The sequence below is a fragment of the Paractinoplanes toevensis genome, assembly GCF_018332695.1.
Classification (GTDB): domain Bacteria; phylum Actinomycetota; class Actinomycetes; order Mycobacteriales; family Micromonosporaceae; genus Actinoplanes; species Actinoplanes toevensis.
The window spans coordinates 22,211-47,715 of sequence record NZ_BOQN01000118.1; the positions used below are offsets into that span (position 1 = coordinate 22,211).

General features: G+C 71.8%; 27 protein-coding genes. 15 read left to right on the forward strand and 12 right to left on the reverse strand.

Features of this window, described 5'->3' with window-relative positions:
• Positions 1-48: 48 nt before the first annotated feature.
• From hisD to priA, 7 genes are read left to right on the forward strand one after another with little or no spacing between them, the layout of a single operon-like run.
• Positions 49-1,359, forward strand: coding sequence for a histidinol dehydrogenase (gene hisD / locus Ato02nite_RS40725; protein WP_213012049.1), 1,311 nt, complete (start codon positions 49-51; stop codon positions 1,357-1,359).
• Positions 1,356-2,426, forward strand: coding sequence for a histidinol-phosphate transaminase (locus tag Ato02nite_RS40730; protein ID WP_213012050.1), 1,071 nt, complete (start codon positions 1,356-1,358; stop codon positions 2,424-2,426). Before hisD ends, Ato02nite_RS40730 begins: the two co-directional genes overlap by 4 nt.
• A complete protein-coding gene (hisB, locus tag Ato02nite_RS40735; RefSeq protein ID WP_213012051.1) occupies positions 2,423-3,034 on the forward strand; it encodes an imidazoleglycerol-phosphate dehydratase HisB in 612 nt (203 codons plus the stop codon). Before Ato02nite_RS40730 ends, hisB begins: the two co-directional genes overlap by 4 nt.
• On the forward strand, positions 3,034-3,195 hold the full coding sequence (locus Ato02nite_RS40740) for a CG2302 family histidine operon protein (RefSeq protein ID WP_213012052.1): 162 nt from the start codon (positions 3,034-3,036) through the stop codon (positions 3,193-3,195). Before hisB ends, Ato02nite_RS40740 begins: the two co-directional genes overlap by 1 nt.
• Positions 3,192-3,806, forward strand: a complete 615-nt coding sequence (gene hisH, locus Ato02nite_RS40745) for an imidazole glycerol phosphate synthase subunit HisH (RefSeq protein ID WP_213012053.1) — start codon at positions 3,192-3,194, stop codon at positions 3,804-3,806. Before Ato02nite_RS40740 ends, hisH begins: the two co-directional genes overlap by 4 nt.
• Entirely contained in the window at positions 3,807-4,130 is a 324-nt protein-coding gene (locus Ato02nite_RS40750) for a hypothetical protein (RefSeq protein WP_213012054.1), read from the forward strand.
• Complete coding sequence (gene priA, locus Ato02nite_RS40755; protein ID WP_213012055.1) at positions 4,127-4,846, forward strand: bifunctional 1-(5-phosphoribosyl)-5-((5-phosphoribosylamino)methylideneamino)imidazole-4-carboxamide isomerase/phosphoribosylanthranilate isomerase PriA; 720 nt, start codon at positions 4,127-4,129, stop codon at positions 4,844-4,846. The genes Ato02nite_RS40750 and priA overlap by 4 nt, the downstream gene beginning before the upstream one ends.
• Here the strand turns inward: priA and Ato02nite_RS40760 are convergent.
• A complete protein-coding gene (locus Ato02nite_RS40760; RefSeq protein ID WP_213012056.1) occupies positions 4,798-5,718 on the reverse strand; it encodes a LysR family transcriptional regulator in 921 nt (306 codons plus the stop codon). The genes priA and Ato02nite_RS40760 overlap by 49 nt on opposite strands.
• A 71-nt stretch (positions 5,719-5,789) precedes the next feature.
• Between Ato02nite_RS40760 and Ato02nite_RS40765 the strand changes: the two genes are divergently transcribed.
• Positions 5,790-6,671 carry an EamA family transporter gene (locus Ato02nite_RS40765; RefSeq protein WP_213012057.1) on the forward strand — a complete coding sequence of 294 codons (882 nt, stop codon included), beginning with the start codon at positions 5,790-5,792 and terminating at the stop codon, positions 6,669-6,671.
• On the forward strand, positions 6,668-7,429 hold the full coding sequence (hisF, locus tag Ato02nite_RS40770; RefSeq protein WP_213012058.1) for an imidazole glycerol phosphate synthase subunit HisF: 762 nt from the start codon (positions 6,668-6,670) through the stop codon (positions 7,427-7,429). The genes Ato02nite_RS40765 and hisF overlap by 4 nt, the downstream gene beginning before the upstream one ends.
• A gap of 13 nt (positions 7,430-7,442) precedes the next feature.
• Here the strand turns inward: hisF and Ato02nite_RS40775 are convergent, their stop codons facing one another.
• Both Ato02nite_RS40775 and yczE read right to left on the reverse strand, forming a co-directional pair.
• The gene (locus Ato02nite_RS40775) at positions 7,443-7,871 is read right to left on the reverse strand and encodes a hypothetical protein (RefSeq protein WP_213012059.1); all 429 of its coding nucleotides are present in this window, start codon (positions 7,869-7,871) and stop codon (positions 7,443-7,445) included.
• A 66-nt stretch (positions 7,872-7,937) separates the two neighbouring features.
• Positions 7,938-8,576 carry a membrane protein YczE gene (gene yczE, locus Ato02nite_RS40780; protein WP_213012060.1) on the reverse strand — a complete coding sequence of 213 codons (639 nt, stop codon included), beginning with the start codon at positions 8,574-8,576 and terminating at the stop codon, positions 7,938-7,940.
• Between the two features lie 59 nt (positions 8,577-8,635).
• Between yczE and yczR the strand changes: the two genes are divergently transcribed.
• The gene (yczR, locus tag Ato02nite_RS40785; RefSeq protein WP_213012061.1) at positions 8,636-10,093 is read left to right on the forward strand and encodes a MocR-like transcription factor YczR; all 1,458 of its coding nucleotides are present in this window, start codon (positions 8,636-8,638) and stop codon (positions 10,091-10,093) included.
• Positions 10,094-10,100: 7 nt separating this feature from the next.
• Here yczR and Ato02nite_RS40790 read toward each other — a convergent pair whose 3' ends face one another.
• Together Ato02nite_RS40790 and Ato02nite_RS40795 are read right to left on the reverse strand one after the other, a co-directional pair.
• Positions 10,101-11,858, reverse strand: coding sequence for an ABC transporter ATP-binding protein (locus tag Ato02nite_RS40790; RefSeq protein ID WP_213012062.1), 1,758 nt, complete (start codon positions 11,856-11,858; stop codon positions 10,101-10,103).
• Positions 11,855-13,636 (reverse strand): ABC transporter ATP-binding protein, encoded by a 1,782-nt coding sequence (locus Ato02nite_RS40795; protein WP_213012063.1) that lies wholly within the window; start codon positions 13,634-13,636, stop codon positions 11,855-11,857. Before Ato02nite_RS40795 ends, Ato02nite_RS40790 begins: the two co-directional genes overlap by 4 nt.
• Positions 13,637-13,744: 108 nt before the next feature.
• Between Ato02nite_RS40795 and Ato02nite_RS40800 the strand changes: the two genes are divergently transcribed.
• Positions 13,745-14,365 carry a TIGR03085 family metal-binding protein gene (locus tag Ato02nite_RS40800; RefSeq protein WP_213012064.1) on the forward strand — a complete coding sequence of 207 codons (621 nt, stop codon included), beginning with the start codon at positions 13,745-13,747 and terminating at the stop codon, positions 14,363-14,365.
• 65 nt (positions 14,366-14,430) lie between these two features.
• A complete protein-coding gene (locus tag Ato02nite_RS40805) occupies positions 14,431-15,714 on the forward strand; it encodes an APC family permease (RefSeq protein ID WP_213012065.1) in 1,284 nt (427 codons plus the stop codon).
• On the opposite strand, the gene pdxR is transcribed toward Ato02nite_RS40805, so the two are convergent.
• Positions 15,603-17,009 (reverse strand): MocR-like pyridoxine biosynthesis transcription factor PdxR, encoded by a 1,407-nt coding sequence (gene pdxR / locus Ato02nite_RS40810; RefSeq protein ID WP_213012066.1) that lies wholly within the window; start codon positions 17,007-17,009, stop codon positions 15,603-15,605. The two genes, Ato02nite_RS40805 and pdxR, sit on opposite strands and share 112 nt — an antisense overlap.
• A 202-nt stretch (positions 17,010-17,211) precedes the next feature.
• Here pdxR and Ato02nite_RS40815 point away from each other — a divergent pair, with 202 nt between their 5' ends.
• The gene (locus tag Ato02nite_RS40815) at positions 17,212-18,450 is read left to right on the forward strand and encodes an MFS transporter (RefSeq protein WP_213012067.1); all 1,239 of its coding nucleotides are present in this window, start codon (positions 17,212-17,214) and stop codon (positions 18,448-18,450) included.
• Here Ato02nite_RS40815 and Ato02nite_RS40820 read toward each other — a convergent pair.
• A complete protein-coding gene (locus tag Ato02nite_RS40820; RefSeq protein WP_213012068.1) occupies positions 18,416-19,288 on the reverse strand; it encodes a carbohydrate kinase family protein in 873 nt (290 codons plus the stop codon). The two genes, Ato02nite_RS40815 and Ato02nite_RS40820, sit on opposite strands and share 35 nt — an antisense overlap.
• A 128-nt stretch (positions 19,289-19,416) precedes the next feature.
• Between Ato02nite_RS40820 and Ato02nite_RS40825 the strand changes: the two genes are divergently transcribed.
• Positions 19,417-21,240, forward strand: a complete 1,824-nt coding sequence (locus tag Ato02nite_RS40825) for an AMP-dependent synthetase/ligase (RefSeq protein WP_213012069.1) — start codon at positions 19,417-19,419, stop codon at positions 21,238-21,240.
• Between the two features lie 36 nt (positions 21,241-21,276).
• Here Ato02nite_RS40825 and rpsD read toward each other — a convergent pair whose 3' ends face one another.
• Positions 21,277-21,885, reverse strand: a complete 609-nt coding sequence (rpsD, locus tag Ato02nite_RS40830) for a 30S ribosomal protein S4 (RefSeq protein WP_213012070.1) — start codon at positions 21,883-21,885, stop codon at positions 21,277-21,279.
• A 92-nt stretch (positions 21,886-21,977) separates the two neighbouring features.
• Between rpsD and Ato02nite_RS40835 the strand changes: the two genes are divergently transcribed.
• On the forward strand, positions 21,978-22,703 hold the full coding sequence (locus Ato02nite_RS40835) for a DUF2470 domain-containing protein (protein WP_213012071.1): 726 nt from the start codon (positions 21,978-21,980) through the stop codon (positions 22,701-22,703).
• Here the strand turns inward: Ato02nite_RS40835 and Ato02nite_RS40840 are convergent.
• The 4 genes from Ato02nite_RS40840 to Ato02nite_RS40855 all read right to left on the reverse strand — a co-directional run bounded on the left by Ato02nite_RS40840 (position 22,700) and on the right by Ato02nite_RS40855 (position 25,492).
• The gene (locus Ato02nite_RS40840; protein WP_213012072.1) at positions 22,700-23,293 is read right to left on the reverse strand and encodes a TetR/AcrR family transcriptional regulator; all 594 of its coding nucleotides are present in this window, start codon (positions 23,291-23,293) and stop codon (positions 22,700-22,702) included. The genes Ato02nite_RS40835 and Ato02nite_RS40840 overlap by 4 nt on opposite strands.
• Before the next feature lie 10 nt (positions 23,294-23,303).
• Entirely contained in the window at positions 23,304-24,014 is a 711-nt protein-coding gene (locus Ato02nite_RS40845; RefSeq protein ID WP_213012073.1) for an ABC transporter permease, read from the reverse strand.
• Positions 24,011-24,724: an ABC transporter ATP-binding protein gene (locus tag Ato02nite_RS40850; RefSeq protein WP_213012074.1), complete on the reverse strand. Its 714-nt coding sequence runs from the start codon at positions 24,722-24,724 to the stop codon at positions 24,011-24,013. Before Ato02nite_RS40850 ends, Ato02nite_RS40845 begins: the two co-directional genes overlap by 4 nt.
• Before the next feature lie 180 nt (positions 24,725-24,904).
• Positions 24,905-25,492 carry a TetR/AcrR family transcriptional regulator gene (locus tag Ato02nite_RS40855; RefSeq protein ID WP_246608012.1) on the reverse strand — a complete coding sequence of 196 codons (588 nt, stop codon included), beginning with the start codon at positions 25,490-25,492 and terminating at the stop codon, positions 24,905-24,907.
• Between the last annotated feature and the right edge of the window lie 13 nt (positions 25,493-25,505).

A 25,505-nucleotide genomic window follows, 5' to 3' on the forward strand; every position in this document is an offset into this window, starting at 1 on the left:
ACCGAGGGCCGGAAACCGTCCCACCGGCTGGGCGCCTAGGATTGAGGCGTGCTGAAACTGACTGACCTGCGTGGCTCCCGCCGGGATCCCCGAGGCATCCTGCCCCGGGCTCAGCTCGACGTCTCCGAGGCCGTCGAGCGCATCCGTCCGGTGGTCGAGGCGGTCCATCAGCGCGGGTTCGCCGCCATTCAGGAGGCCACGACCAGGTTCGACGGTGTCGAGCTCACCCGGCTCCGGGTTCCGGTGGAAGCCATCGCGGCGGCGGGGGAGGCCCTCGAGCCGGAGATTCGCGAGGCGCTCCTCGAGGTGATCACCCGCACCCGCAAGGTGCACCGTGATCAGCGCCGGCCGGACGTCACCACCCAGGTGGTCGACGGCGGCACGGTCACCGAGCGCTGGCTGCCGGTGCAGCGGGTTGGGCTCTACGTTCCCGGCGGCCTGGCCGTCTACCCGTCGACTGTCGTGATGAACGTCGTGCCCGCCCAGGAGGCCGGGGTGGACGCGCTGGTCGTGGCGTCGCCGCCGCAGAAGGAGAACGGCGGCCTGCCGGACGCCCGGGTGCTGGCCGCCTGCGCGCTGCTCGGCGTCGACGAGGTCTACGCCGTCGGCGGTGCCCAGGCCATCGCGATGCTCGGCTACGGTTCCGACGGGGTGGACGAGGGTGACCGGTGCGAACCGGTCGACGTGATCACCGGGCCGGGAAACATCTGGGTCACCGCGGCCAAGCGGCTGCTGCAGGGCACGGTGGGCATCGACGCGGAAGCCGGGCCGACCGAGATCGCGATCCTGGCCGACGAGACCGCCGACCCGCGGCACGTCGCCGCCGACCTGATCAGCCAGGCCGAGCACGACCCGCTCGCGGCCAGTGTCCTGGTCACCGACTCGGAGTCGCTGGTCGCGGGGGTCGAGTCCGAGCTCACCCGGATGGTTGCGGCCACCAAACACTCGCAGCGGGTGCACACCTCGCTGACCGGCGCGCAGTCCGGCGTCGTCCTGGTCGACGACCTCGAGCAGGGGCTTGCGGTCGTCGACGCGTACGCCGCGGAGCACCTGGAAATTCAGACGCGCGACGCGCGGCAGTGGGCCATGCGGGTCCGCAATGCCGGCGCGATCTTCGTCGGTGCCTGGTCGCCGGTCTCGCTCGGTGACTACGCGGCCGGCTCCAACCACGTGCTGCCGACCGCCGGCTGCGCCCGGCACTCCTCCGGGCTCTCCGTGCAGTCGTTCCTGCGCGGGATCCACGTCGTGGAGTACGACGAGGCGGCCCTCTCCGACGTCGCGAAGCACGTGGTGACCCTGGCCAACGCCGAGGACCTGCCCGCGCACGGTGAGGCCGTGAAGGCACGGTTCGACCGATGAGGATCGACGATCTGCCGATCCGGGACGACCTGCGCGGGAAGTCGCCGTACGGTGCTCCGCAGCTCGACGTCGCGGTGCGGCTGAACACGAACGAGAACTCCTACCCGCTGCCCGACGACGTGGTGGAGGCGATCGGCAAGGCCGTGCAGGCCGAGCTGCGCGATCTCAACCGCTACCCCGACCGCGACGCGGTGGCGTTGCGCACGGTCCTCGCCGACTACCTCGGGCACGGGCTGACCACCGACAACCTGTGGGCGGCCAACGGCTCGAACGAGGTGCAGCAGCAGCTGCTGCAGGCGTTCGGCGGGCCGGGGCGCACGGCGCTCGGGTTCGGCCCGTCCTACTCCATGCACCCGCTGCTGGCGCTGGGCACCGGCACCGAGTGGATCGGCGCGCTGCGCGACCCGGATTTCGGTCTGGATCCCGATAAAGCGGTCGCCGAGCTGGCGAAGCACGACCCCGATCTGGTCTTCCTCTGCTCGCCGAACAACCCGACCGGCACCGCCCTGGACCCCGAGGTGATCACCGCGGTGCTGGAGCGGGCCCGCGGTGTGGTGATCGTGGACGAGGCGTACGCGGAGTTCGCCCGGGCGGGCACGCCGAGCGCGCTGACGCTGCTGTCCGAGCACCCTCGGCTGGTCGTCAGCCGCACCATGAGCAAGGCGTTCGGGTTCGCCGGCGGGCGGCTCGGCTACTTCGCCGCGCACCCGGCAGTGGTCGAGGCGATCCAGCTGGTTCGCCTGCCCTACCACCTGAGTGCCCTGACCCAGGCCGCCGCGCGCGCGGCGGTGGCGCAACGTGACGCCCTGCTCGCGACCGTCGAGGCGATCAAGGAGCAGCGCGACCGCATCGTCCGCACGTTGCGCGAGCGCGGTTACCGGGTGGCCGACAGCGACGCCAACTTCGTCCTCTTCGAGGTGGGCGGCGACCAGAAAATCGCTTGGCAGCGGCTGCTCGACCAGGGTGTATTGATCCGCGACGTCGGCCTCCCCGGCTGGCTGCGGGTGACCGCCGGGACGCCGGCCGAGACCGACGCTTTCCTGCAGGCAACGGAGGCCCTGAAGTGAGTCGCACCGCGAAGGTGGAGCGCGTCACCAACGAGACCAAGGTGCTCGTCGAGATCGACCTCGACGGCACCGGCAAGGGCGACCTGGACACCGGGGTCGGCTTCTACGACCACATGCTCAACCAGATCGCCAAGCACGGCGGCTTCGACCTGACCGTGCGCACCGAGGGTGACCTGGAGATCGACGCGCACCACACGATGGAGGACACGGCTATCGCCCTCGGTGAGGCCTTCTCCCGGGCGCTGGGCGACAAGGCCGGCATCCGGCGGTACGGGTCGGCGACGATCCCGATGGACGAGGTGCTCTGCCGGGCCGCGATCGACCTGTCCGGCCGGCCGTATGTGGTGCACGACGAGCCGGAGTTGGCGCCCTACATCGGGCCGGTCTACCCGACCAGCATGACCCGGCACATCTTCGAGTCGTTCGGCTTCGCGGCCAAGGTGACCCTGCACGTGAGCGTGCTGCGGGCGGCCCGCGACGGCGGCAAGCCGGACGCGCACCACGTGGTGGAGGCGCAGTTCAAGGCGTTCTCCCGGGCGCTGCGCGAGGCTGTCGAGATCGACCCGCGCAACGCGGGCGCGCTGCCGTCCACCAAGGGCGTGCTCTGATGGCGGTCGTCTGCTTCATCGTGGCCGGTTTCCTGGTCGGCGGCGTGATCCAGCTGGTCCGGTCGGGAGCCACCAAGTTCAGCGTGGGCGTGGTCGGCGTGCTCGCGGCGCTGGCCGTCGCGGGCGGCGTGGCCTGGATGCTCCCCGGGGGTGACTCGTGACCTCAGTGGTGATCCTGGACTACGGCTCCGGCAACCTGCGGTCGGCCGAGCGGGCCGTGGCTCGCACCGGTGTCGACGTGACGGTGACCAGCGACCTGGACGCGGCGGCCGCCGCGGACGGGCTGTTCGTGCCGGGCGTGGGCGCCTACGCGGCGTGCATGGCCGGCATCGAGGAGCTCGGGGCCGGGCCGGTGATCGCCGAGCGGGTCGCCGCCGGCCGGCCGGTCCTCGGCGTCTGCGTCGGCATGCAGATCCTCTTCGACTCGGGTGTCGAGCACGGCGTGGAGACCAAGGGCCTCGGCCTGCTGCCCGGCGTGGTCAGCAAGCTCGACGCGGACCGCATCCCGCACATGGGCTGGAACACCGTCGACATTCCCGAGAAGTCCAATCTGTTCAGCGGGCTGCCCCGAGACGCGCGGTTCTACTTCGTGCACTCGTACGCAGCGCGGGATCTCGGGGCGTTGAGTGGGGCCACGGTGACCACGGCGAGCCATGACCAGCCCTTCGCGGCCGCCGTCGAGCGAGGCAGCCTCACCGCCACCCAGTTCCACCCGGAGAAGTCGGCCGACGCCGGCTATGCGCTGCTGCGCAACTGGGTCGCTGGACTGTAGGTGTCGAAGGAGCGGGCAAAACGGCGGGCCGAGCGGCTCGCCGTACTCGAAAAAGAGAAAGCCGCCCGGGCCCGCAAGGTGTCCCGGCGGCAGCGCCGCCGGCAGTTGGTCCGCAAGCTCACTCCACAAAGAAAGGGCCGGCCCGGCCGGATCTACCGGCGCAGCCGCGGCCAGCGGCTCGGCATCGTGCTGGTGCCGCTGATCGCCGTCGCCGCGGTCTGGCTCTTCGTGCCGGACGTGCCGCTGCGCATCGTGCTGACCATCGTGATCGTCATGGCCCTGCCGGCCCTGGTGGTTCTGATTCTGAACAGGGAGAGAACGTGACCCTCCAGTTGCTGCCGGCCGTCGACGTCGCCGACGGCCAGGCCGTCCGCCTCGTGCAGGGCGCCGCCGGTTCCGAAACCGCCTACGGCGACCCCCTCGAGGCGGCGCTGGCCTGGCAGAACGACGGGGCCGAGTGGGTGCACCTGGTCGACCTGGACGCGGCGTTCGGGCGCAGCTCCAACGCCTCGCTGCTCGCGGATGTGGTGCGGCGGCTCGACGTGAAGGTCGAGCTGTCCGGCGGCATCCGCGACGACGAGTCGCTCACCCGGGCCCTCGCCACCGGTGCCGCGCGGGTCAACATCGGCACCGCCGCCCTGGAGGACCCGGAGTGGTGCGACCGGATCTGCGCCGAGTACGGCGACCGGGTCGCGATCGGCCTCGACGTGCGCGGCCGCACCCTGTCGGCGCGCGGCTGGACCCGCGACGGCGGCGACCTGTACGAGGTGCTGGCCCGGCTCGACAAGGCGGGTGCGGCCCGGTATGTCGTCACCGACATCACCAAGGACGGCACCATGCGCGGCCCGAACCTGGACCTGCTGCGCGAGGTGTGCGCCGCCACCGACAAGCCGGTCATCGCCAGCGGCGGCGTGTCCACCCTGGACGACCTGCGCGCCCTCGCCACCCTCGAACCGGTCGGGGTGGAGGGCGTGATCGCCGGCAAGGCGCTTTACGCCGGCGCGTTCACCGTGCGCGAGGCCCTGGCCGCGCTGGCCTGATCCCAGGACGCCCGCAGCGCCTGCTCGGCCGCCTTGATGGCCGGGCGGGCCGCGGCCGCCTCCCGCCAGGCGACCACGACCCGGCGGCGGGGCTCGGGATGCAGCCGCACGACCCGGACGCCGTCCGGGAGCGAGGTCCGGGCCAGCCGGGGGATCACCGCGATGCCCAGGCCCGCGGCGATCAGCGTCATCTGGGTCTCGAACTCGCCGACGTGGAAATCGGGCTGCACGCCCGGCAGCACCCGCATCAGCCACTCGTGGCAGATGTCCCCGACCGGCGCCGCGATCCACCGCTCGTCCCGGCATTTCGCCAGGGTCGTCGTGCCGCTGAGCCGGTGGCCGCTCGGCACCACCAGGTCGACCAGGTCCCAGCCCAGTTCGACGTGCGCGACGCCGGCCGGGTAGCGCAGCGCCGCCTCCGGCCAGTCGTCCAGGACGGCGAGGTCGACATGGCCGCGGTGCAGCGCGTCGAGACCCTCGTGCGGGTTCGCCTCGATCAGCCCGGTGGACAGCTGCGGATGCTCGGACGCGAGCCGGTGCAGTGCCCACGGCAGCAGCGCCCGGCAGGCGGTGGCGAAAGCGACCACGGTCAGCCGGCCGGTCACCGTGTCGCGGTGGGCGGCCAGGGCGGCCTCGGCCTCGTCGACGGCCGCGAGGACCCGCTCGGCGTGCCGGGCCAGCAACTGGCCGGCCTCGGTGAGGCGCAGGCCGCGGCCGTCCTTCTCGACGAGTGTGGTGCCGGTCTCCCGCTCCAGCTTGGCGAGCTGCTGCGAGACGGCCGACGGGGTGCAGTGCAGCGCGTCGCCGGCCGCCAGGACCGTCTTGTAGCTGGCCACGGCGTGGAGCGCGCGCAGACGGCCCAGGTCAATCATGTAGCAAACCTACAACGTAGGTGAAGCACTATTCGATGGTGCTTAACGGTTTTTCAGCGCATTTTTAGGCGATGAAACCGAGAGACATCGCTCTGGCGGTCGCCGTCATGGCGATCTGGGGCGTCAACTTCGTCGCCATCGAGAAGGGCCTCGACCACTTCCCGCCGCTGCTGTTCAACGCCCTGCGCTTCACCCTCGCCGCGTTCCCGGCGCTGTTCTTCGTCGGCCGCCCGCAGGTGCCCTGGCGCTGGGTGCTCGCGGTCGGCCTGATCCTCGGCGTCACCAAGTTCTCGCTGCTGTTCGCGGGCATGGCAGCCGGGATGCCGGCCGGGCTCAGCTCGCTGGTCCTGCAGAGCCAGGCCGTGTTCACCGTCGTGTTCGCGGTGCTTCTGCTGCACGAACGCCCGCGCCCGGTGCAGGTCGGCGGCCTGGCCGTCGCGCTGGCCGGCGTGGCCGTGGTGGCCACCCGGATGGGCACCAACCTCGGCGCGTTCCTGCTGATCATCGGGGCGGCCGCGGCCTGGGGCCTGTCGAACATCGCCACCCGCAAGGCGTCCCCACCCGACGCGCTGCGCTTCATGGTCTGGGCCAGCGCCGTCGCGTGCGGCCCACTCCTCGTACTCTCGCTGCTCATCGACGGCCCGGCCGCCGACCTCGCCGCGCTGCGCGCGATCGACGGCGAAGCCGTCGGGGCCCTGGCCTATGTCGCGCTGATCTCCACCCTCGCCGGATTCGCGGGCTGGGGTTTCCTGCTCAAACGGTACGGGGCCACGACGGTCGCCCCGTTCTCGATGCTCGTCCCCCTGTTCGGCATCTCCTCGGCCGCTCTGGTGCTCGGCGAGCGGATCCACCCCACCGACCTGATCGGCGGCGCGCTCGTGCTCGGCGGCATCCTGATCGGCCTGGCCCGGGCGCCCACGCCGAGAAGAGCGCTGGTTAGGGTGGACGCATGACGGTGGCGGTGCGGGTTATCCCTTGTCTTGACGTGGACGCCGGGCGGGTGGTCAAGGGGGTCAACTTCGTCGACCTGCGCGATGCCGGGGACCCGGTCGAGCTGGCCGCCGCCTATGACGCGGCCGGGGCCGACGAGCTCACCTTTCTCGACGTGACCGCCTCCTCCGACGACCGCGGCACCATGCTCGACGTGGTGCGGCGCACGGCGGAGAGCGTGTTCATCCCGCTCACCGTGGGCGGCGGGGTCCGCTCGGTGGAGAACGTCGACGTGCTGTTGCGGGCCGGCGCCGACAAGGTGGGGGTCAACACCGCGGCGATCAACCGGCCGGCGCTGATCTCGGAGATCGCCGAGCGGTTCGGCAACCAGGTGCTGGTGCTGTCGCTCGACGTGCGGCGCTCGGCCGATCAGCCCAGCGGGTGGGAGGTCACCACGCACGGCGGGCGGCGCAGCGCCGGCCTCGACGCGATCGAGTGGGCCCGCACGGTCGCCGAGCTGGGCGCGGGGGAGATCCTGCTCAACTCGATGGACGCCGACGGCACCAAGGCCGGCTTCGACCTCGACCTGATCACGGCGGTGCGGGCGGTGGTCGACATCCCGGTGATCGCCAGTGGCGGGGCGGGCGCGGTGGAGCACTTCCCACCGGCCGTGGCCGCCGGGGCCGACGCCGTGCTGGCGGCGAGCGTCTTCCACTTCGGAGACCTCAGCATCGGCCAGGTCAAGGACACCCTGCGGGCAGCCGGCAACCCGGTGCGCTAGCGACCGTTGGTCTCTAGCGGCCGTCGGCCAGGCGGAGCGAATATTCGCGTACGGCGGTGGCGTAGGTCTGTTCGTCCAGCGCCCAGTCCGAGTCGCCGGGGCGGGTGGCCCTGTTGAGCTGGGCCTGCAGGGTCATCACCGCGGAGGACAGGCCGCTGAACGGGCGGGTGCGCCACAGCTGCTCACCGCTCGGGGCGACCTCGATGATGTCGTCCTCGACCACGATCAGGCCGGCCCCGGCCAGGCGGCGCAGTGACTCCTGCAGCTCGTCGCGGCTCGGCACGGCGTGGTGCAGGAAGTCGGCGGCGGCCAGCAGGTCGGCCAGGCTGGCGCCGGTCACCGGCAGGGCGGCGTGCAGGGCCCGGTCGCGCTCGAGGCGCTCGGCGATGACCGCGGACACGAAGATCCAAGCGTCGTTCCACTGCCAGCCGCCAGCCCCCATGTCGCAATGATGCCGCGCGACGGGCCTGCCCGGAAGAAAATGTGTCCGGATGATCACCGAGGTGTGTCAGTCCACAGAGGTCAGTTTCGGTTCCCGGGCGGGTGCGACGGTGCACAGCGGCAGGAAGAGGTGCACGAGCGGGCCGATGGCCAGGGCATATGCCACCGTGCCGATGCCGACCGTGCCGCCGAGCAGAAACCCGACACCGAGGACGGTCAGCTCGATCGCGGTGCGGACCAGGCGGATCGACAGTTTGGGGAAGCGGCCCACGATTCCGGTCATCAGGCCGTCGCGCGGGCCGGGGCCGAAGTTGCTGCCGATGTAGAGGCCGGTTGCCAGGCCGTTGAGCAGGATGCCGCCGACCAGGTAGCCGATCCGGGCGGGGATGCCGTGTCCGGCCGGGAGCACGGCCAGCGCGCCGTCGACCGCGAAACCGACGACGAACAGGTTGGCGATCGTTCCGATGCCGGGCTTCTGCCGGAGCGGGATCCACAGCAGCAGGATCGGCACGCCGAGCAGGATCACCACCCAGCCGAAGCTGATGCCGGTCGCCTTGGACAGGCCCTGGTGGAACACGTCCCAGGGGTTGAGACCGAGACCGGACTCCACCATGAAGGCCATGCTCACCCCGTAGAGCACCAGGCCGGTGAAGAGTTGGGCCAGGCGTCGGGTGAGACGACGATCTCCGTTGCCAGTTGCGGTCATGAGTGCCACTCTGAAGGCCAATTGGCCCGGGCTGAAGAGCCAATTTCTGGGAGGTGGCTGTGACGAGCACGGTACGAGGCGCGCAACTGGCCCGCCTGCTCGGTCAGTGGCACTCCCTGCCCGGCCGCCACCGCAGTCCGGACTACGTCGCCCTGGCCGCCGCCGTGCGCGGTCTGCTCTCCGACGGGCGGCTGCCGCTCGGCATCCGGCTGCCGGCCGAGCGGGAACTCGCCGAGGCCCTCGCGGTCAGCCGCACCACGGTCAGCGCCGCGTACCGGACGCTCCGGGAGAGCGGCCACCTCACCAGCCGACGTGGCGCCGGCAGCTGGACCACCCTGCCGAGCGGGCACCGGGTGGCCACCTCCGGCCTGTGGGCGGCCGGCGACGACCGCGACGTCATCGACCTGGGCGTGGCCGCCCACCGGGCACCCGACGAGCTGCTCGGCGCGGCGCAGGCCGCCGTCAACGACGATCTGCCGCGCTACCTGGGCAGCGCCGGTTACCACCCGACCGGGCTGGTCGAGCTGCGCGAGGCGGTCGCGGCCGGCTACACCGCCCGCGGCGTCGCCACCAGCGCCGAGCAGATCCTCATCACCGCCGGCACCCAGCAGGCCCTCGACCTGGTGCTGCGGCTGTCCGTGCCGGCCGGGTCGCCGGTGCTGGTCGAGGCGCCCACCTACCCGAACGCGCTCGCCGCCCTCTCCGCCCGGCGGGCCCGGATCAGCACCCACGGCCTCGACACGGCCACCGGCTGGGACGCCGAGATGCTGCTGGGCGCGCTGCGGCAGGGCCGGCCGCGCTGCGCGTACGTGATCCCGGAGTTCCACAACCCCACCGGTCACCTGATGGACGCCGGCCTGCGCGAGCGCCTGGTCGCCACCGCGCACACGGCCGGCACCGAGCTGATCGTCGACGAGTCGTTCGTGGACCTCCAGCTCGACGGCGACGAGATGCCGCCGCCGGTCGCGGTCTTCGACCGGCACTCCCGGGTGGTGTCGATCGGCGGGATGAGCAAGGCGTACTGGGGTGGCCTGCGGATCGGGTGGGTGCGGGCGTCGGCGCCGCTCGTGCAGCGGCTCGCCGCCATCCGGGTCGGGGTCGACATGGCCAGCCCGGTGCTGGAACAGCTGGTCGGGGTGCGCCTGCTCGACCAGTCCGAGCGGATCGTCGCGGCCCGCCGGGTCGAGCTGCGGGCGCGGCGGGACGCGTTGATCGCGGCGCTGCGCGAGCACCTGCCCGAGTGGACCTTCACGGTGCCGGGCGGCGGGGTGATGCTCTGGGCCGAGCTGGACGGGCCGATCTCCAGCGCCCTGGCCCGGGCGGCCGAGGACGTCGACGTGCGGCTCGCGCCGGGCCCGCGGTTCGGCCTCGACGGCACCCTCGAACGATTCCTGCGGCTGCCGTTCACGCTGCCCGAGAGCGTGCTGGTCGACGCGGTCAAGCGGATCGCCTCGGTCCGCTACGACCTGGACCGGGGGATCCGCCCGTCCTGGCGGAGCCCCGCGGTCATCGCCTGACGAAACCTCAGCGGGTCTGCTCCAGCCACGAGGCGTAGAGCTTGGCGTAGATCGAACCCTCCTCGGCCACCAGCGCCGCGTGCGGGCCACGCTGCACCACCCGGCCGGCGTCCACCACGATCACCTCGTCGGCGGACTGGGCGGTGGAGAGACGGTGCGCGATCGCCACCGTGGTGCGGCCCCGGGTCACGGTGTCCAGGGCCCGCTGCAACCGGACCTCGGTGGCCGGGTCGACGGCGCTGGTCGCCTCGTCCAGCACGAGCAGGTCAGGATCGGCGACGTAGGCGCGTACGAGAGCAACCAGCTGTCGCTCGCCCACGCTGAGCGCCTCGCCGCGCTCGCCCACCGGGGTGTCCAGGCCGGCCGGCAGGCCGTCGGCCCAGTCGGCCAGGCCGAGTTCGGTGAAGGCCGCCCGGAGGTCGGCGTCGGTCAGCGCCGGCGCGGCGAACCGGATGTTCTCCGCGACGGTGGCGTCGAAGAGGAAGCCGTCCTGCGGGACCATCACCACCCGCGAGCGCAGCGACGAGAACCGCACCGAGGTCAGCGGCGTGCCGGAGAGCAGGACCTCGCCGGACGCCGGATCCATGAGCCGGGTCAGCAGCTTCGCGAACGTGGTTTTGCCGCTGCCGGTCTCGCCGACCACCGCGTACTTCCGCCGGGCGGCGAGGTCGAGATCGACGTCGGCCAGGACGATCGGACCGCCCGGGTAGCGGAACGAGACGTCGCCGAACCGCACCGACAGCGGGCCCGGCGGCAGGTCGACGCCCTCGTCGTCGGGGTCGGCGACGTCCGGGTCCAGATCGAGCACGTCCAGCACCCGCCGCCAGCCGGCCACCGCGTTCTGCGCCTCGTTGAGCATGTCGGTGGCGATCTGGACCGGCTGGATGAACAGGGTGACCAGGAACAGGAACGCCGTCAGCTCACCCACGCTCAGCCCGCCGCCGACGCCCAGCAGGGTGCCGATCACGACCACCGCGGCCAGCGCCAGACCGGCCCCGATCTCACCGGACGAGAAGCTGGTCACGCTGGTACGCAGGGCTCGTTGCTGGGCTACCCGCAGGCGTTCGATCGAGGTGTCCAGGCGCTGCTCGGTGCGGCCGCCCACGCCGTACGCCCGGATGACCATGGCCCCGACGACGCTTTCGGCGACCGCGCCCAGCATGACGCCGGTCCGCTCGCGGACCGAGCGGTAAACGGCGCCGAGCCGTTTCTGGAAGAGCCGGATGATGACGACCGAAGGGCCGAAGGCGAGGAGTACGACGAGGGTGAGCTGCCACGAGTAGATGAACATGACCAGCGTCGACACCAGCAGCTGACCGGCCGAGAGCAGCAGTTGCACGCCACCGAACTGGAGGAACTGGGAGATCTGGTCGACGTCGCTGGTCACCCGGGACACCATCGAGCCGCGCCGCTCGGACTGCTGGTGCAGCATCGACAGGTCGTGGATGTGCCGGAACGTGCGCGAGCGCAGGGCGCCGAGCGCGGTCTCGGAGACGGTGAACAGCCGCCGGGTCATCAGGTAACCGGCGATCGTGGAGATCACCAGGGCGACGAAGGTGAACGCCACGACCTCGACGACGAAGCCCAGGTCGGGGCCGTCGGCGCCGCGGATGCCGTGGTCGATGCCCTGTTGCACGGCGATCGGGACGGCGACCCGGCCGCCCATCTGCACGAGGGCGAGCGCGATGGTGCCGGCCAGGCCGGGGCGCAGCTCGGGGGAGAGGGCGATGCCCCGGCGGACGGTGGCGAGCGTTCCGTCACTCATGCTTCCACCCGCTCCGATTTTTCGTACGCCGTCACCAGGTCGGCGTAGCCCTGGTTGGTGGCGAGCAACTCGGCGTGCGTGCCGGTGGCCACCACCTTGCCCTGCTCCAGGTAGACGACCTGGTCGGCGAGCGCGATCGTGGCCCGGCGGTAGGCGACCACCAGGATCGACGCGCCGGCGTCGCCGGAGCGCAGCGCGGCCAGGATGTCGGCCTCGACGCGCGGGTCGACGGCGCTGGTGGCGTCGTCCAGGACCAGCAGGCGGGGACGGCCGGCCAGGGCGCGGGCCAGGGTGATGCGCTGGCGCTGGCCGCCGGAGAGCGAGGTGCCGCGCTCGCCGACCGCGGTGTCCAGGCCGTCGGGCAGTTTCTCGACGAAGCCTTCGGCCTGGGCCAGGCGCAGCGCCGACCAGGCGTCGGCGTCGGTCAGGCCGTCCCGGTCGAGGGTGACGTTGCCGCGCACGGTGTCGTCGAAGACGAACGGGATCTGCGGGACGACGGCGGCGGTCCGGGCCAGCGCGGCCTCGGTCAGGTCGCGTGACTCGACGCCGTCGATCGTGATGGTGCCGTCGGCCGGGTCGACCAGCCGGATCGCGAGGGAGGCGATGGTCGATTTGCCCGAGCCGGTCGGCCCGACCAGGGCGACGGTCTTGCCGGCCGGCACCTCGAAGGAGACGTCGTGCAGAACGAGCGGGCCGTCGTCGTAGCGGAAGCCGACGTGCTCGAAGGCCAGCGCCGCCGGGCCGCCGCTGCCAAGATCACGGTCGCCGTAGTGCAGATCGCCGGTAGCCGACAGAACGGCCTGCACGCGTTCCCAGCCGGCCACGCTGCGGGGCAGCTCGGCGACGACCCAGCCGATCGCCCGCACCGGGAAAGCCAGCACGGTGAACAGGAACGACACCGTGACCAGCTCGGCGACGCTGATCGCGCCGTTCTGCAGGCGCCAGGCACCGAGCAGCAGCACGGCCAGGGTGCCGACGCTGGGCAGGCTGTCCATCACCGGGTCGAACAGGCCGCGCAGCCGGCCCACCGAGATGAGCGCGTCACGCAGCTCCGACACGATGACGCCGAACCGCTGCGACTCGTCCTCCTCGCGGCCCATCGTCTTGACCACGAGCGCGCCGTCGAAGCTCTCGTGCGCCACCGCGCTGACCCGGGCCCGCATCTGCTGGGCCCGGATCTGCCGGGGCGACATGTACCGGGAGTAGATGACGTTGAGACCGAACAGGGTGGGGAACAGCGCCACGCCGACCAGGGCCAGCACCCAGTCGGTGAGGAACAGCACCAGCACCGCCGCGAACACCATGACGATCGTGCCGACCGCGAACGGCAGTGGCGCGATCGGCACGAACGCGGCCTCGACGTCCGAGTTCGCGTTGGACAGCAGGGTGCCGGTGGCGTGCTTCTGGTGCCAGGACGGCGGCAGCGACAGGTAGCGGCGGGTCACCGCGCGGCGGTAGCGGGCCTGGAGCCGGAACTGCATGTAGCCGGCGCCGAGCCGGCGGCCGAAGACCCCGGCGACCCGCAGCGCGCTGATGCCGAGGAAGGCGGCGGCGACCAGCGCGAGCGAGCCGGTGGTGGCACGATGGTCGGCGAAGGCGGGCACCACGACATCGCCGATGACGGCGCCCACGACGTACGAGTTCGCGATGATCAGCAGGCCGAACAGACTGCTGCCGACCACCCCGATCGTGAACAGTCGCGGCTCGGTCCGGATCGCCTGCCCGAGCACCCGCAGTCCCCGTCCCAGCACGTCGCGGCTGGCCCTGCTGTGGCTCATTTCCTACCTGACTGGTAAGGGTTAGCCGGGGTTACCGGCCTTACCAACCCATCCTGCCGAACGGGCGCGATCGTTTACACATGTGACGATGTGTCTACGATCACGTTCGTGACTGCCTTTGCGAAGAGCGAGCGTCATCAACTCGCCGACCTGTTGCTGCGACTCGGCCCGGACGAGCCGACGCTGTGTGCCGGCTGGACCACCCGTGACCTCGCCGCGCACCTGGTGGTGCGGGAGCGCCGGCCCGACTCGGCCCTCGGGATGCTGGTGCCGCCGCTGAGCGGCCGGACCGAGCGCATCCGGCTGGCCAAGGCGGCCGAGCCGTTCGAGCGGATCGTCGAGCAGGTGCGCAACCCGCCCTGGTGGAGCCCGGTGAGCAATCCGCTGACCGACGAGCTGGCCAACGCCGCCGAGTTCTTCATCCACCACGAGGACGTGCGCCGCGGCGGCGACGGCTGGGAGCCGCGTGCCCTGGGCGCGAAACACGCCGCGACGTTGTGGCGCAACGCGCGTTTTGCCGGGAAAATCGCCCTGCGTCGCGTCAAGATCCCGGCCCGGGTGATCGAGTCCGGCGGGCTCGGCGAGTTCACCGTGGGCGAGAACCCCCAGGTCACCCTCCGCGGCCCGGCCGGCGAACTGGCCCTGTTCCTGTCCGGTCGGCAACAGGCCGCCCGAGTGGAGATCGACGGGCCCGCCGAGGCCATCGAGAGGGCTCACCTGGGCCTCTGATTGGACCAAGTGACTGCGACCGAATTGGCCCAAACGGCGAGCCAATCACGCCGTACGTTTCCGGCATGAAGCTTTCCGTGGCGCAGGGGACCGCGCTCAGCGTCGGTGCCGTGCTCGGCACCGGGGTGATCTCGATGCCCGCCCTCGCGGCCGGCGTCGCCGGACCGGCCTCGCTGGTCGCCTGGGCCGCGCTGATCCTGCTGTCGGCCCCGCTGGCGTGGACGTTCGCGGCGCTCGGCGCCCGGCATCCGGACAGCGGCGGGGTCTCCACCTACGTGCGGCTGGCGTTCGGCCCGCGCGCGGCCGCGGCCGTCGGCTGGTGCTTCTACTTCGCGGTGCCGCTCGGCGCGCCCGCCGCGGCCGCGTTCGCCGGCGGTTACGTGGCCGACGTCGCCGGGGGCGGGCAGGCCACCGTGCTCGTCACATTCCTCGGCTCGGTCGGCGCGGTCTACGCCATGAACTGGTTCGGGCTGCGGATCTCCGGCCGGGTGCAACTGGTGCTGACCGGCGTCCTGGCCGTGCTGCTGCTGATCACCGTGGTGACCGCGCTGCCGCACGCCGACCTCGGCAACCTGACCCCGTTCGCGCCGCACGGGTGGGCCGGTGTCGGTGCCGCGGCGGCCGTGCTGGTCTGGGGGTTCGCCGGCTGGGAGGCGGTCTCGTCGCTGTCACCGGACTACCGCAACCCGCGCCGGGACGTGCCCCGGGCGACCGCGGTGGCGGTGGCCGTCGTTGGTGCGCTCTACCTCGCGGTGGCCGTGACCAGCGTGCTGGTGCTCGGACCGGCGCTCGGGGACAGCCAGGCACCGCTGGCCGACCTGCTCGCCGTGGGGGTGGGCGGGCCGGTCCGGATCGTCACCGCGGTGGTGGCAGTGCTACTGACCGTCGGCGCGATGAACGCCTACTTCGCCGGGGCGTCCCGGCTCGGCACGGCGCTGGCCCGCGACGGTGCCCTGCCGGCCCGGGTGTTCGGCACCGAGCGGGGGTCGCTGACCTTCGTGCTGGCCGGCAGCCTGGTGTCGGTCCTGCTGCCGATCGCGCTGCACACCTCGATGCTGCTGGTCACCGGCTGCTTCACGCTGGTCTACGTGCTCGGTACGGCGGCCGCCCTGCGGTTGCTGCCCCGCGGCGCGGCCCGGGGGTGGGCGGCGGTCGCGTTCCTGGCGGTGATCGTGCTGCTCGTGCTCACCGGTCTGCCCGCGCTGCTGAGCCTGGTGGTGGCGGCCGGCGCGATCGGTTACCAGGCGTGGCGGGCCAGCAGGCCGGCGAAGAGCGCCAGGCCCTCGTCGATCAGCGCGGAGTCGGCGGCGCCGAACCCGAACACGAACCCGGCCTGCGAGGTGGCGTAACCGGCCAGGTCCTCGACGACCAGGCCGGCCGTGGCGGCCGCGGCGACCACGGGGGCCGCCGACCCGCCCCGCAGCAGTGCGGTCACGTGCAGGCCGGCCGCCGACGGCAACACCTCCAGGCCGGGCATCGTGGCCAGCGCGGCGACGATGGTGGCGTGCCGGCGGGCGTACTGCTTGCCGGCCCGGCGCACGTGCCGGGCCAGCTGGCCGTCGTCGATGAACCGGGCCAGGGCGGCCTGGATCGGCGGCGAGCCGTAGCCGTCGCCCAGCTGGCGGGCGGCGGCCAGGGCGTCCCGCAGGCCCGGTGGCACCAGCACGAACCCGGTCCGGATCGACGGCAGCATGCTCTTGGAGAAGGTGCCGGCGTAGAGCACGCGGCCGGCCGTGTCGAGGCTGTAGAGCGGTTCGAGCGGGCGCGCCGAGTAGCGGAACTCGCTGTCGTAGTCGTCCTCGACGATCGCGGCCGACCGGCCGCGCGCCCAATCCAGCAGCTCGCGGCGGCGGGTGAGGCTCATCGGGCGGCCGAGCGGGAACTGGTGCGACGGGGTCGTGTACACCAGCCGGCAGCCGGCCGGCAGTGCGGCGACCACCAGGCCGTCCTCGTCGACCGGCACCCCGGTCACTCGGCAGCCGATGGCCTCGAACAGCATCCGGGCCGGCGGATAGCCCGGCTCCTCCACCGCCACCACGTCGCCCGGCCGCAGCAGCACCCGGGCGATCAGGTCGAGGGCGTGCTGGGTGCCGTTGGTGATCACGATGTCGGCCGCGTCCACCCGCAGCGACCGGGAGACGCCCAGGTAGCGGGCGATCGCCGCGCGCAGCGCCGGATGCCCGGCCGGTGCCGGGTAGGTGCCGGGGCTGTTCGCACCGAGCCGGATCTCCGCGGCCACCAGGCGCCGCCAGGTGTCGAACGGGAACAGCGTCGCGTCCGGGATACCGGTGCGGAAGTCGTAGCGCGGCGCCGGCTGCCCGTCGCCGGTCGGCCGGGGTGCGCTCGGCCGGCCCGGCCGCGGGCGGAGCGGATCGGCCGGGGTGCGCCGCGGACCGCGGGATGCCGGGACCTCGGCCACGTACGTGCCCGAACCCACCCGCGCGACCAGGTAGCCCTCGGCGGTCAGGCGTTCGTAGGCGGCCGCCGCGCTGCCCCGGGAAACGCCGAGGTCGGTGGCGAGCGCCCGGGTCGGCGGCAGCCGGTGCCCGGCCGGCAGCCGGCCGTCCACGATGGCCGCGCGCAGCGCCCGGTAGACGAGCACCGCCTTCTCGCCGCCGCCGCTCACCTCGAGAACCAGATCCACCCCACCATTCTGGTATGGGGTAACCGGTATGCGGCCCGACCGGGCAGCGCCACCTACGCTTTTGATCATGCGGAGCGGCGGCCGTCGCGCTGACGGGTCACGAGCTCGAAGACGGCCGTCGACCGACTCCCCGGTTGCGAGAATTGCTCGCGGTACATACCTTGCGCTAGGTGACCGAGGTGTTACCGAGCGGGGTTGAGCGGTGAGCACACTATGGCGCAACCGTGAGTTCAATCTTCTGTGGACGAGTCAGACGCTCTCCGACCTCGGTGGTGCGGTCGCGCAGCTCGCGGTGCCGCTGCTGGTGCTGGAGATGACCGGTTCCGCCGTGCAGGCCGGGGTGGTCGGCACCGCGGCCCTGGTCGCCAAGCTCGCCGCCCGGCTGCCCGCCGGTGTCCTGGCCGACCGGGTCGACCGCCGCCGGGCCCTGCTGGCCTGCGACAGCGTCCGGCTGCTGGCCTGCGTGACCCTGGCCGCCACGATCGCGACCGGCCGGGTCAGCCTCGCCGTCATCATCGTGGTGGCCGTGCTCGACGCCATCGGCACCGCCCTGTTCAGCACCGTCGAGTACGCGTCCCTGCGCAGCATCGTCGCGCCCGTCCAGTTGCCCGCCGCGGTGGCCCGCAACGAGGCCCGCGCCTACGGCGCCTCGCTGGCCGGGCCGCCCGTGGGTGGCCTGCTGTTCGGCGTCGCGCCCGCACTGCCGTTCGTCGGCAACGCGGTGTCCTACCTGTTCTCGCTGCTCGGCGTGGGGCTGATCCGCCGTCCGCTGCAGGCGGCCCGCGACCGGGATCCGCCCGGGCATGCCGCCGCGCTGGCCGAGGGCCTGCGCTTCGTCTTCACCAACCCGTTCCTGCGGGCCGTGCTGGTGATCGCGGCGCCGCTGAACTTCGCGCTCAACGGCGCCGTCTTCACCATCATCGTGACCCTCCAGCGGCACGACGTACGGCCCGGCGTGATCGGCTTGACCGAGACCATCGTCGGAGCCGGCGGCCTGGCCGGCGCGCTGTTCGCGCCGCGGCTGCTGCGCCGGCTGCCGTTCCCTCACCTGATCCGCTCGATCTGCTGGGCCTCGGCCGGGGTGCTGGTGGTCAGCGCCTGGCTGACCTCGAGCGTCGCCGCCGCGGTTCCGCTCGCGCTGGCCATCTTCATCGGGCCAGCCTGCAACGCGGCCCTCTTCGGCTACCAGGCCGCGATCACCCCCGACCACCTGCAGGGCCGGGTCCTCAGCGTCATCTTCCTTTCCGCGATGTCGGCGTCGGCCACCGCGCCGCTGCTGGCCGGTGTGGTCGTCACCAGCTGGGGGAGCCGGGCGGCGCTGCTGATGTTCGCGGTGGCGGTGACCATGTCGGCGCTGACCGCGAGCCTGGCCGCGGGCATCCGCGACATGAAACCGATCGACCAGGTCAGCGCCGTCTGGCCAGCTCGGCCCGATCGATGAAGCAGTCGGCACCGACCGGGCGCGTACACGCGTACGCCCCGGCGATGACCGCCTCCCGCAGGCAGTCCTCGTCGCCGGCGCCGGCCAGCCGGGCCGCCAGGAAGGCGGCGGCGAAGGCGTCGCCGGCGCCGTTCGTGTCGGCGATCGGCGCGCCCGGGTCGGCGGCCGGCTGATGCACCGAGCCGTCCCGGGTGTGCAGGGTGGCGCCCTTCGCGCCGTCGGTGACCAGCACCCGCGACGCCACGCCGTCGGCCAGGATGCGCTCGGCCGCTCCCGCGGCCAGTTGCACCGCGCTGACGAAGACGAGGTCGGCACCGAGCGCGAAGTCGAGGTGGTGGGGATCGGTCCCGTTCCAGTCGTGGAGGTCCGTGGAGACGGTGACGCCGGCTCGCCGCAAATCGGGCAAAAGGTGCCGGGCGAAATCGGTGATCGTCAGGTGCACGTGCGACGCTGCCGACAAAAGCGGCAAATAGAGATCGGCGGGCAGCCGGTAGCCGGGCACGTTGCGACCGTCGTAGATGGAGAGGCGGCGACCGTCCGGGCTCATCAGGTTGACCGCTCGGCGGGTGCCGCCCGGCGAGATCGCCGTGTGCAGCGGAATTCCCCACTCGGCGAAGGCCTCGGAGACCCGCCGCCCGGCGTCGTCGGCGCCGATCGCGTCGGCCACCGCGACCGGTACGCCCAGCGCGTGCAGCGCGAGCGCCACGCACGTGCCGGTGTGCGACACGTCGTCGTGGATCAGGCCGGTGGGCCGGGCCGAGTCGGCGCCGAGCACCGGAAGCCCGGCAACCGGGACGACGGTGTCGATTCCGGTGCCACCAATGACAAGCACGCTCATTCTTCCGGACGGTACCGGCCCGGCGGTCGATAGACTCGTCGGTACTAGCCCTCCAGCCGCACTTTCAATACCCTGCGGTAACTAGTACGCAATATTCCCCCGTCCTCGGTTATAAGGCGGCGCCCGATATGGCTCTCGATGTTCCCTACCGCTCGATCCCCGACATGTTCTTCAAGCGCGTCGCGGCGACCCCGAACGGCCGGGCCTTCGCGACGCCCACCGCCGACGACGCCGGCATGGTCTGGCACACCTGGTCCGACGTCGGCGAGCGGGCCACCCGCATCGCCGCCGGCCTGCGCACCCTGGGTGTTGGCCTGGAGGACCGGGTCGCCATCCTGGCCGGCACGAGTTACGAGTGGGTCCTGGCCGACCTCGGCATCAACTGCGCCGGCGCCGCCACCACCACGGTCTATCCGACCACCGAGCCCGAGGACGCGAGCTACATCGTGGCCAACTCGGGTTCCAAGGTGCTGATCGCGGAGACCCCGAGGCAGGCCCTCAAGATCTCCGGGGCCGGCACCAGCGTCACCCACGTCGTGCTGATCGACGGCCAGGCCGACGCCGGTGCCACCCCGCCCCAGCTCACCTTGGGCGAGCTGGAGGAGCGCGGGGCGGCCGCGCTGCGCGACAACCCGAAACTGATCGACGAGGTCGTCGAGAGCATCGGCCCCGACCACCTGGCCACCCTGATCTACACCTCCGGCACCACCGGCCGGCCCAAGGGCGTGCAGCTGCTGCACAGCGGCTGGACCTGGGAGGGTGTCGCGCAGGAGGACCTCGGCCTGTTCGAGTCCACCGACCTGCAGTACCTGTGGCTGCCGCTGTCCCACTCGTTCGGCAAGACGCTGCTCTGCGGCATCATCCACGTGGGCGTGCCGACCTACGTCGACGGCCGCGTCGACAAGCTGGTCGACATGCTCGCGGTGGTCAAGCCGACGCTGATGTGCGCGGCTCCCCGCATCTTCGAGAAGGTCTACAACAAGACCGTCACCACCGCGCTGGGCGGCGGCGGGGCCAAGGCCAAGATCTTCAGCTGGGCGGTCGGCGTCGGCAAGGAGAAGGTCGCCCTCGAGCAGGCCGGCAAGCCGGTTCCCGGCGGCCTCAAGCTGAAGTACGGCGTGGCCGAGCGGCTGGTCTTCTCGAAGCTGCAGGAGCGGCTCGGCGGCCGGCTGCGGGTGCTGGTCAGTGGCTCGGCGCCGCTGAGCCGGGACATCGCCGAGTTCTTCGCGGCCGCCAACCTTCCGATCATGGAGGGGTACGGCATGACCGAGAGCAGCGCCGCCAACTTCGTGAACCGGGCCGGCAAGCTCAAGATCGGTACAGTCGGGCAGCCGCTCGGCGACCTGGAGTGCAAGATCGACGCGGACGGCGAGATCCTGCTGCGCGGCGCGCCGGTGATGCGGGGTTACCACGACCTGCCCAAGGACACCGCCGAGGCCTTCACCGAGGACGGCTTCCTGCGCACCGGTGACATCGGCGAGCTCGACGGCGACGGCTACCTGCGCATCACCGACCGCAAGAAGGACCTGGTCAAGACGTCCGGCGGGAAGTACATCGCGCCGTCGGCGATCGAGGGCATGTTCAAGGCCGTCTGCCCGTACACGTCGCAGGCGGTCGTGGTCGGCCAGGCCCGCAACTTCGTCACGATGCTGATCTCGCTCGACGAGGAGGCGATCGTGTCCTGGGCGGCCGGTGGCCCGCTCGACGGCAAGAGCTACGCGGAGATCGTCGCGGCCCCCGAGACCGAGAAGCTCGTCGCCGACTACGTCGAGGAGCTGAACGGCAAGCTCAACAAGTGGGAGACGGTGAAGAAGTTCGCCATTCTCCCGCGCGACCTGAGCATCGAGGCCGGCGAGATCACCCCGTCCATGAAGATCAAGCGGCGCAGTGTGGAGACGAACTTCGCCGCCGAGATCGACAAGATGTACGCGGGTTCGCTGGCCCAGCTGTGACTTCTTGTGGGGGGCCGTCGGCCCCCCACAAAGCAATCAGCGCGCGTAGAACTCGACGACGAGCTGCTCGTCGCAGAGCACCGGGATCTCCTTGCGCTCCGGGAGCCGGATCACCGTGGTGCGCAGATCCTCCAGAGCTGTCGAGAGGTACGGCGCGGTCGGCCCGTCCAGGTGCGCGCCGGCCGCCGCGATCTGGAACGGCGGCTTCTGCCGGCTCTTCTCCTTCACCTGCACGACCTGACCCGGCTTGAGCCGGTAGGCCGGCCGGTCCACCTTCTGGCCGTCGACCGTGAAGTGACCGTGCACGACGAGCTGGCGGGCCTGGTAGATGGTGCGGGCCATGCCGGACCGGACCACGATGGCGTCGAGGCGGCGCTCGAGCAGCGTCACCATGGTCTCGCCGGTCTTGCCCTCGGCGCGGTGCGCGTCGTCGTACGCCCGGCGCATCTGGGCCTCGCTGATGTTGTACTGGTGGCGCAGCCGCTGCTTCTCCAGCAGTCGCACCTGGTAGTCCGAGGCCTTGCGCCGTGACCGGCCGTGCACGCCCGGCGGGAACGGCCGCTTCTCGAAGTACTTCACGCACTTGGGCGTCAGCGGGATGCCGAGGGCACGGGACAGTTTGGCCTTGGGCCGTGAGTTGTTCATGAAGTCTCCGGAGTCACTTGCGCTCGAGGCCGGTGTTACGGTTAGCCTCACCTTACTAAGGTCAGCCTAACCGGTTCCCGGAGGTACACACCATGCAGCCCAGCCACGCCGAGGTAGCGAGGACGCTCGCCGCCGGGCACCTGCCCGCCGTCGCGCACATCGCCTGCCGCCCCGGGCCGCTCCCGGTTCGGCACGTGACCGACTTGCACGGCCGTGTGCTGCTGCTTTCGCCCGCCGACGGCGCGTTCGCCGTCGCGACGCGACCGCAGCCCGGCACCGACGACACGGCCATGGTGCTCGACATCACCGACGTCCCGCCGATGGCCGGCTCGCCCGCCCTCGGCCGGGTCTGGGTCTCCGGCTGGGTCACCCGCATCGAGGGCGACGAACTCAAGCAGGCCGTGCTCGACTACGCCGACATCGACGCCACCGGCGATCTGCTCGACGTCGGCGACAGCAAGGTGATGCACCGGATGGACATCGCCGAGGTGCGCTACGAGCGCAACGAGAAGCTGGTCGACATCGACCCCGACGACTTCGTCGAGGCCACCCCCGACCCGCTGCGGCAGATCGAGTTCGACCTGATCGCCGATCTCGCCGACCACCACCTCGACGAGATGGGCGCCTACGTGCGCCGCCAGCTCGGCTCGACGTTCCAGCCGAAGAACGAGCCCCAGGTGGTCCGGCTGGACCGCTACGGCTTCATGGTGCGGCTCGACGACAAGCTGGCCCGGCTCGGTTTCCCGCGCCCGGTCACCGACCGGCATGACCTGGCCCACCTGCTGCACCCGGTGCTCTGCCACCGCTGCGGGCACTAATCCAGGGGTTCGTCCAGGAACCGCTGAATGTTCGGCCCGATCATGGTGGCCAGCAGCTCCGGGTCGGCGCTGGCAACCGGTTCGAGCCGTAGGACATAACGGACCACCATGAGCCCTGCGATCTGCGTCGCGACCAGCGCCGATCGCAGTGGAGCCTCCTCCGGGTCGACGATCAGCTCTCGCACCGCCCGCCGCAGGATCTGGGTGACCACGAACTCGCGCAGCAGCCGGGCCGTCCACTCGTTGCTCAACGCCGAGCGGAACATGGCCAGCGCGGCGGTGCCGGCCGGGGAATCCCACACGCTCAGCGCCATCCGGATCAGGCGGATGCCGGCCTCCTCGCGCGGCCCGGCGAGCGCCTGCGGAATCAGCTCGCCCGGGTTGATCGGCGCGTTCATGACCTCGAGGAAGAGCTTTTCCTTGGTGCCGAAGTAGTGATGCACGAGGGCCGGGTCGACTCCGGCGTCGCCCGCGATCGCCCGGATCGACGCCTTGTCGAAGCCCTTCTCGGCGAACGTCCGGCGGGCGACCTCCAGGATGGACGTCCGGGTGTCCTGATTGCCCGGTCGCCGCCCGCTCCGCTTCACCAACAAACGCTCCCTAGGGTGTGCGCCGCCGCAGTGTCGCGGCGGCCAGAATCAGCGCCACCACGGCCGCCCCGGCCACGATGGTCACGTCCCGCCACATCGTGGCACCGGCCGAACCCAGGGCGTCCACCGCGTAGGTGAGCGGCAGCACGTCGCTGATCGCCTGAAGCCACCCGGCCATCTGCGACCGCGGCACGAACAGTCCGCACAGCAGGATCTGCGGCACGACCACCACCGGCAGGAACTGTACGGCCTGGAACTCGGTGCGGGCGAAGGCGCTGCACAGCAGCCCGATCGCCACCCCCAGCACGGCGTCGACCACCGCGATCAGCAGGATCAGGCCCGCGCTCGCCGAGGTGTCCAGCCCGAGCAGCCCGTAGGCGACCCCGGTCGCGACCGCCCCCTGCACCACCGCGGCCAGCGAGAACGCCAGGCCGTACCCGAACAGCAGGTCGGTCTTCCGCAGGGGCGTGGTGAGCAGTCGTTCGAGCGTGCCGCTGGTCCGCTCGCGCAACATCGCGATGCTGGTCACCAGGAACATGATGGTGAACGGGAAGATCCCCAGCATGATGAGGGCGATCCGGTCGAACGTGTGCGGCGTGTCCTCGTACATGAAATAGAGCAGGGTCAGCAGCAGCGCCGGGACCACCAGCAGCAACGCCACCGTCCGCCGGTCGTGCCGCAGCTGCCGCAGAATCCGCCCGGTGGTGGCCAGCGCGATCACGCCGCCGCCCCCTGCTGCGACCGGATCAGCCGCAGGAAGGCCTCCTCGAGGTCGTCGGTCCCCGCGTCGGCCCGGATGGCGGCCGGCGTGTCGTCGCCGATGATCAGCCCGTCCCGGATGAGCAGCAGCCGATCGCACCGCCCGGCCTCGTCCATCACATGGCTGGACACCAGCAGCGTCGTCCCCGCCGCGGCGAGCGCGTGAAAACGCCCCCACAGCTCGGCCCGCAGCACCGGGTCCTGCCCCACGGTCGGCTCGTCGAGCACCAGCAGCTGCGGCTTCCCGATCATCGCGCAGGCGAGCGAGGCCCGGCTGCGCTGGCCGCCGGAGAGGTTCCCGACGAGCTGCCCGGCCGCGTCCTTCAATCCGACGTCGGCGACGGCCTGATCGGCCTCGGTCGCCCCGAGGCCGTACAGCGCGGCGAAGTACCGAGCGTTCTCCCGCACCGACAGATCCGCGTAGACGCTGGGCGCCTGCGTCACATAACCGACGCTGCGCCGCAGTGCCGCACTGCCGGCGGGCTTCCCGAGCACGGTGACGCTCCCGGACCGGACGATCTGCACCCCCACCACGGCCCGGATCAGCGTGGTCTTCCCACTCCCGCTGGGCCCGAGCAGCCCGGTCACGCTCCCGGCCGGCACCACACAGCTGATCCCGTGCAACACCCGCCGCCGCCCCCGCTCGACGACGAGATCGCGCACTTCGATCATCACAGTCTCCGATTTCATCAGGCGATGAGTTCAACGCTAGATGAATTACTTCAAGAGCAGAAGACCCAAGATGTACGGCGTACAAAAGTCCCGGATTTCAGCGGCCGGCCAAGCGTCCGGTCCGGGCCGTCGCGAGCCACCGGCGGCCCGGATGGGCGGTCGCCCGCCGAAGCGGGCGGCTCAGGCCCGCAGGTTCTCGATCGCCACATCCAGGGCGGCCTCGAGATGGGTGATCCGGCCGGTGCTCAGGAAGACGATGACGCCGCCCTGGATGCCGGCGATCAGGGCGGCCGCGGTGCGGTCGGCGTCGACCGTCGGGGCGATCTCGCCGATCGACTGCATGTGCCGGATGCCGGTGATCAGGGCCTGCTGCCACTGGCGGATCAGCTCGGTGGTGACCGCCCGGGCGCCGGGGGAGCGGCCGCTCATCTGGCCGAGCAGCGAGTTCAGCGGGCACTCCGGGCCCTGCGCCAGGTAGCGCCGCACCACGCTGTCGCGCCACGCCTGCCAGGCCGGCCACGAGGTCAGCTCGCCCAGCATCGGCTGCTGGTCGGCCAGGACCTGGTCGGCCTCGTGCCGGGCCACCGCGAGCAGCAGCTCCTCCTTGCCGCCGGGGAAGTAGTGGAACAGCTGGCTCTTACTGGTGCTCGTGCGGGCCATCACGTCCTCCAGGCGGGTGGCGGCGGCGCCGCGCTCGCGGATCTCGGCGGCCGCGCCGGTGACGATGCGCCTGCGGGTCTCCTCGCCCTTGCGGGTCAGGACGGTCATGATGGTGTCCTCC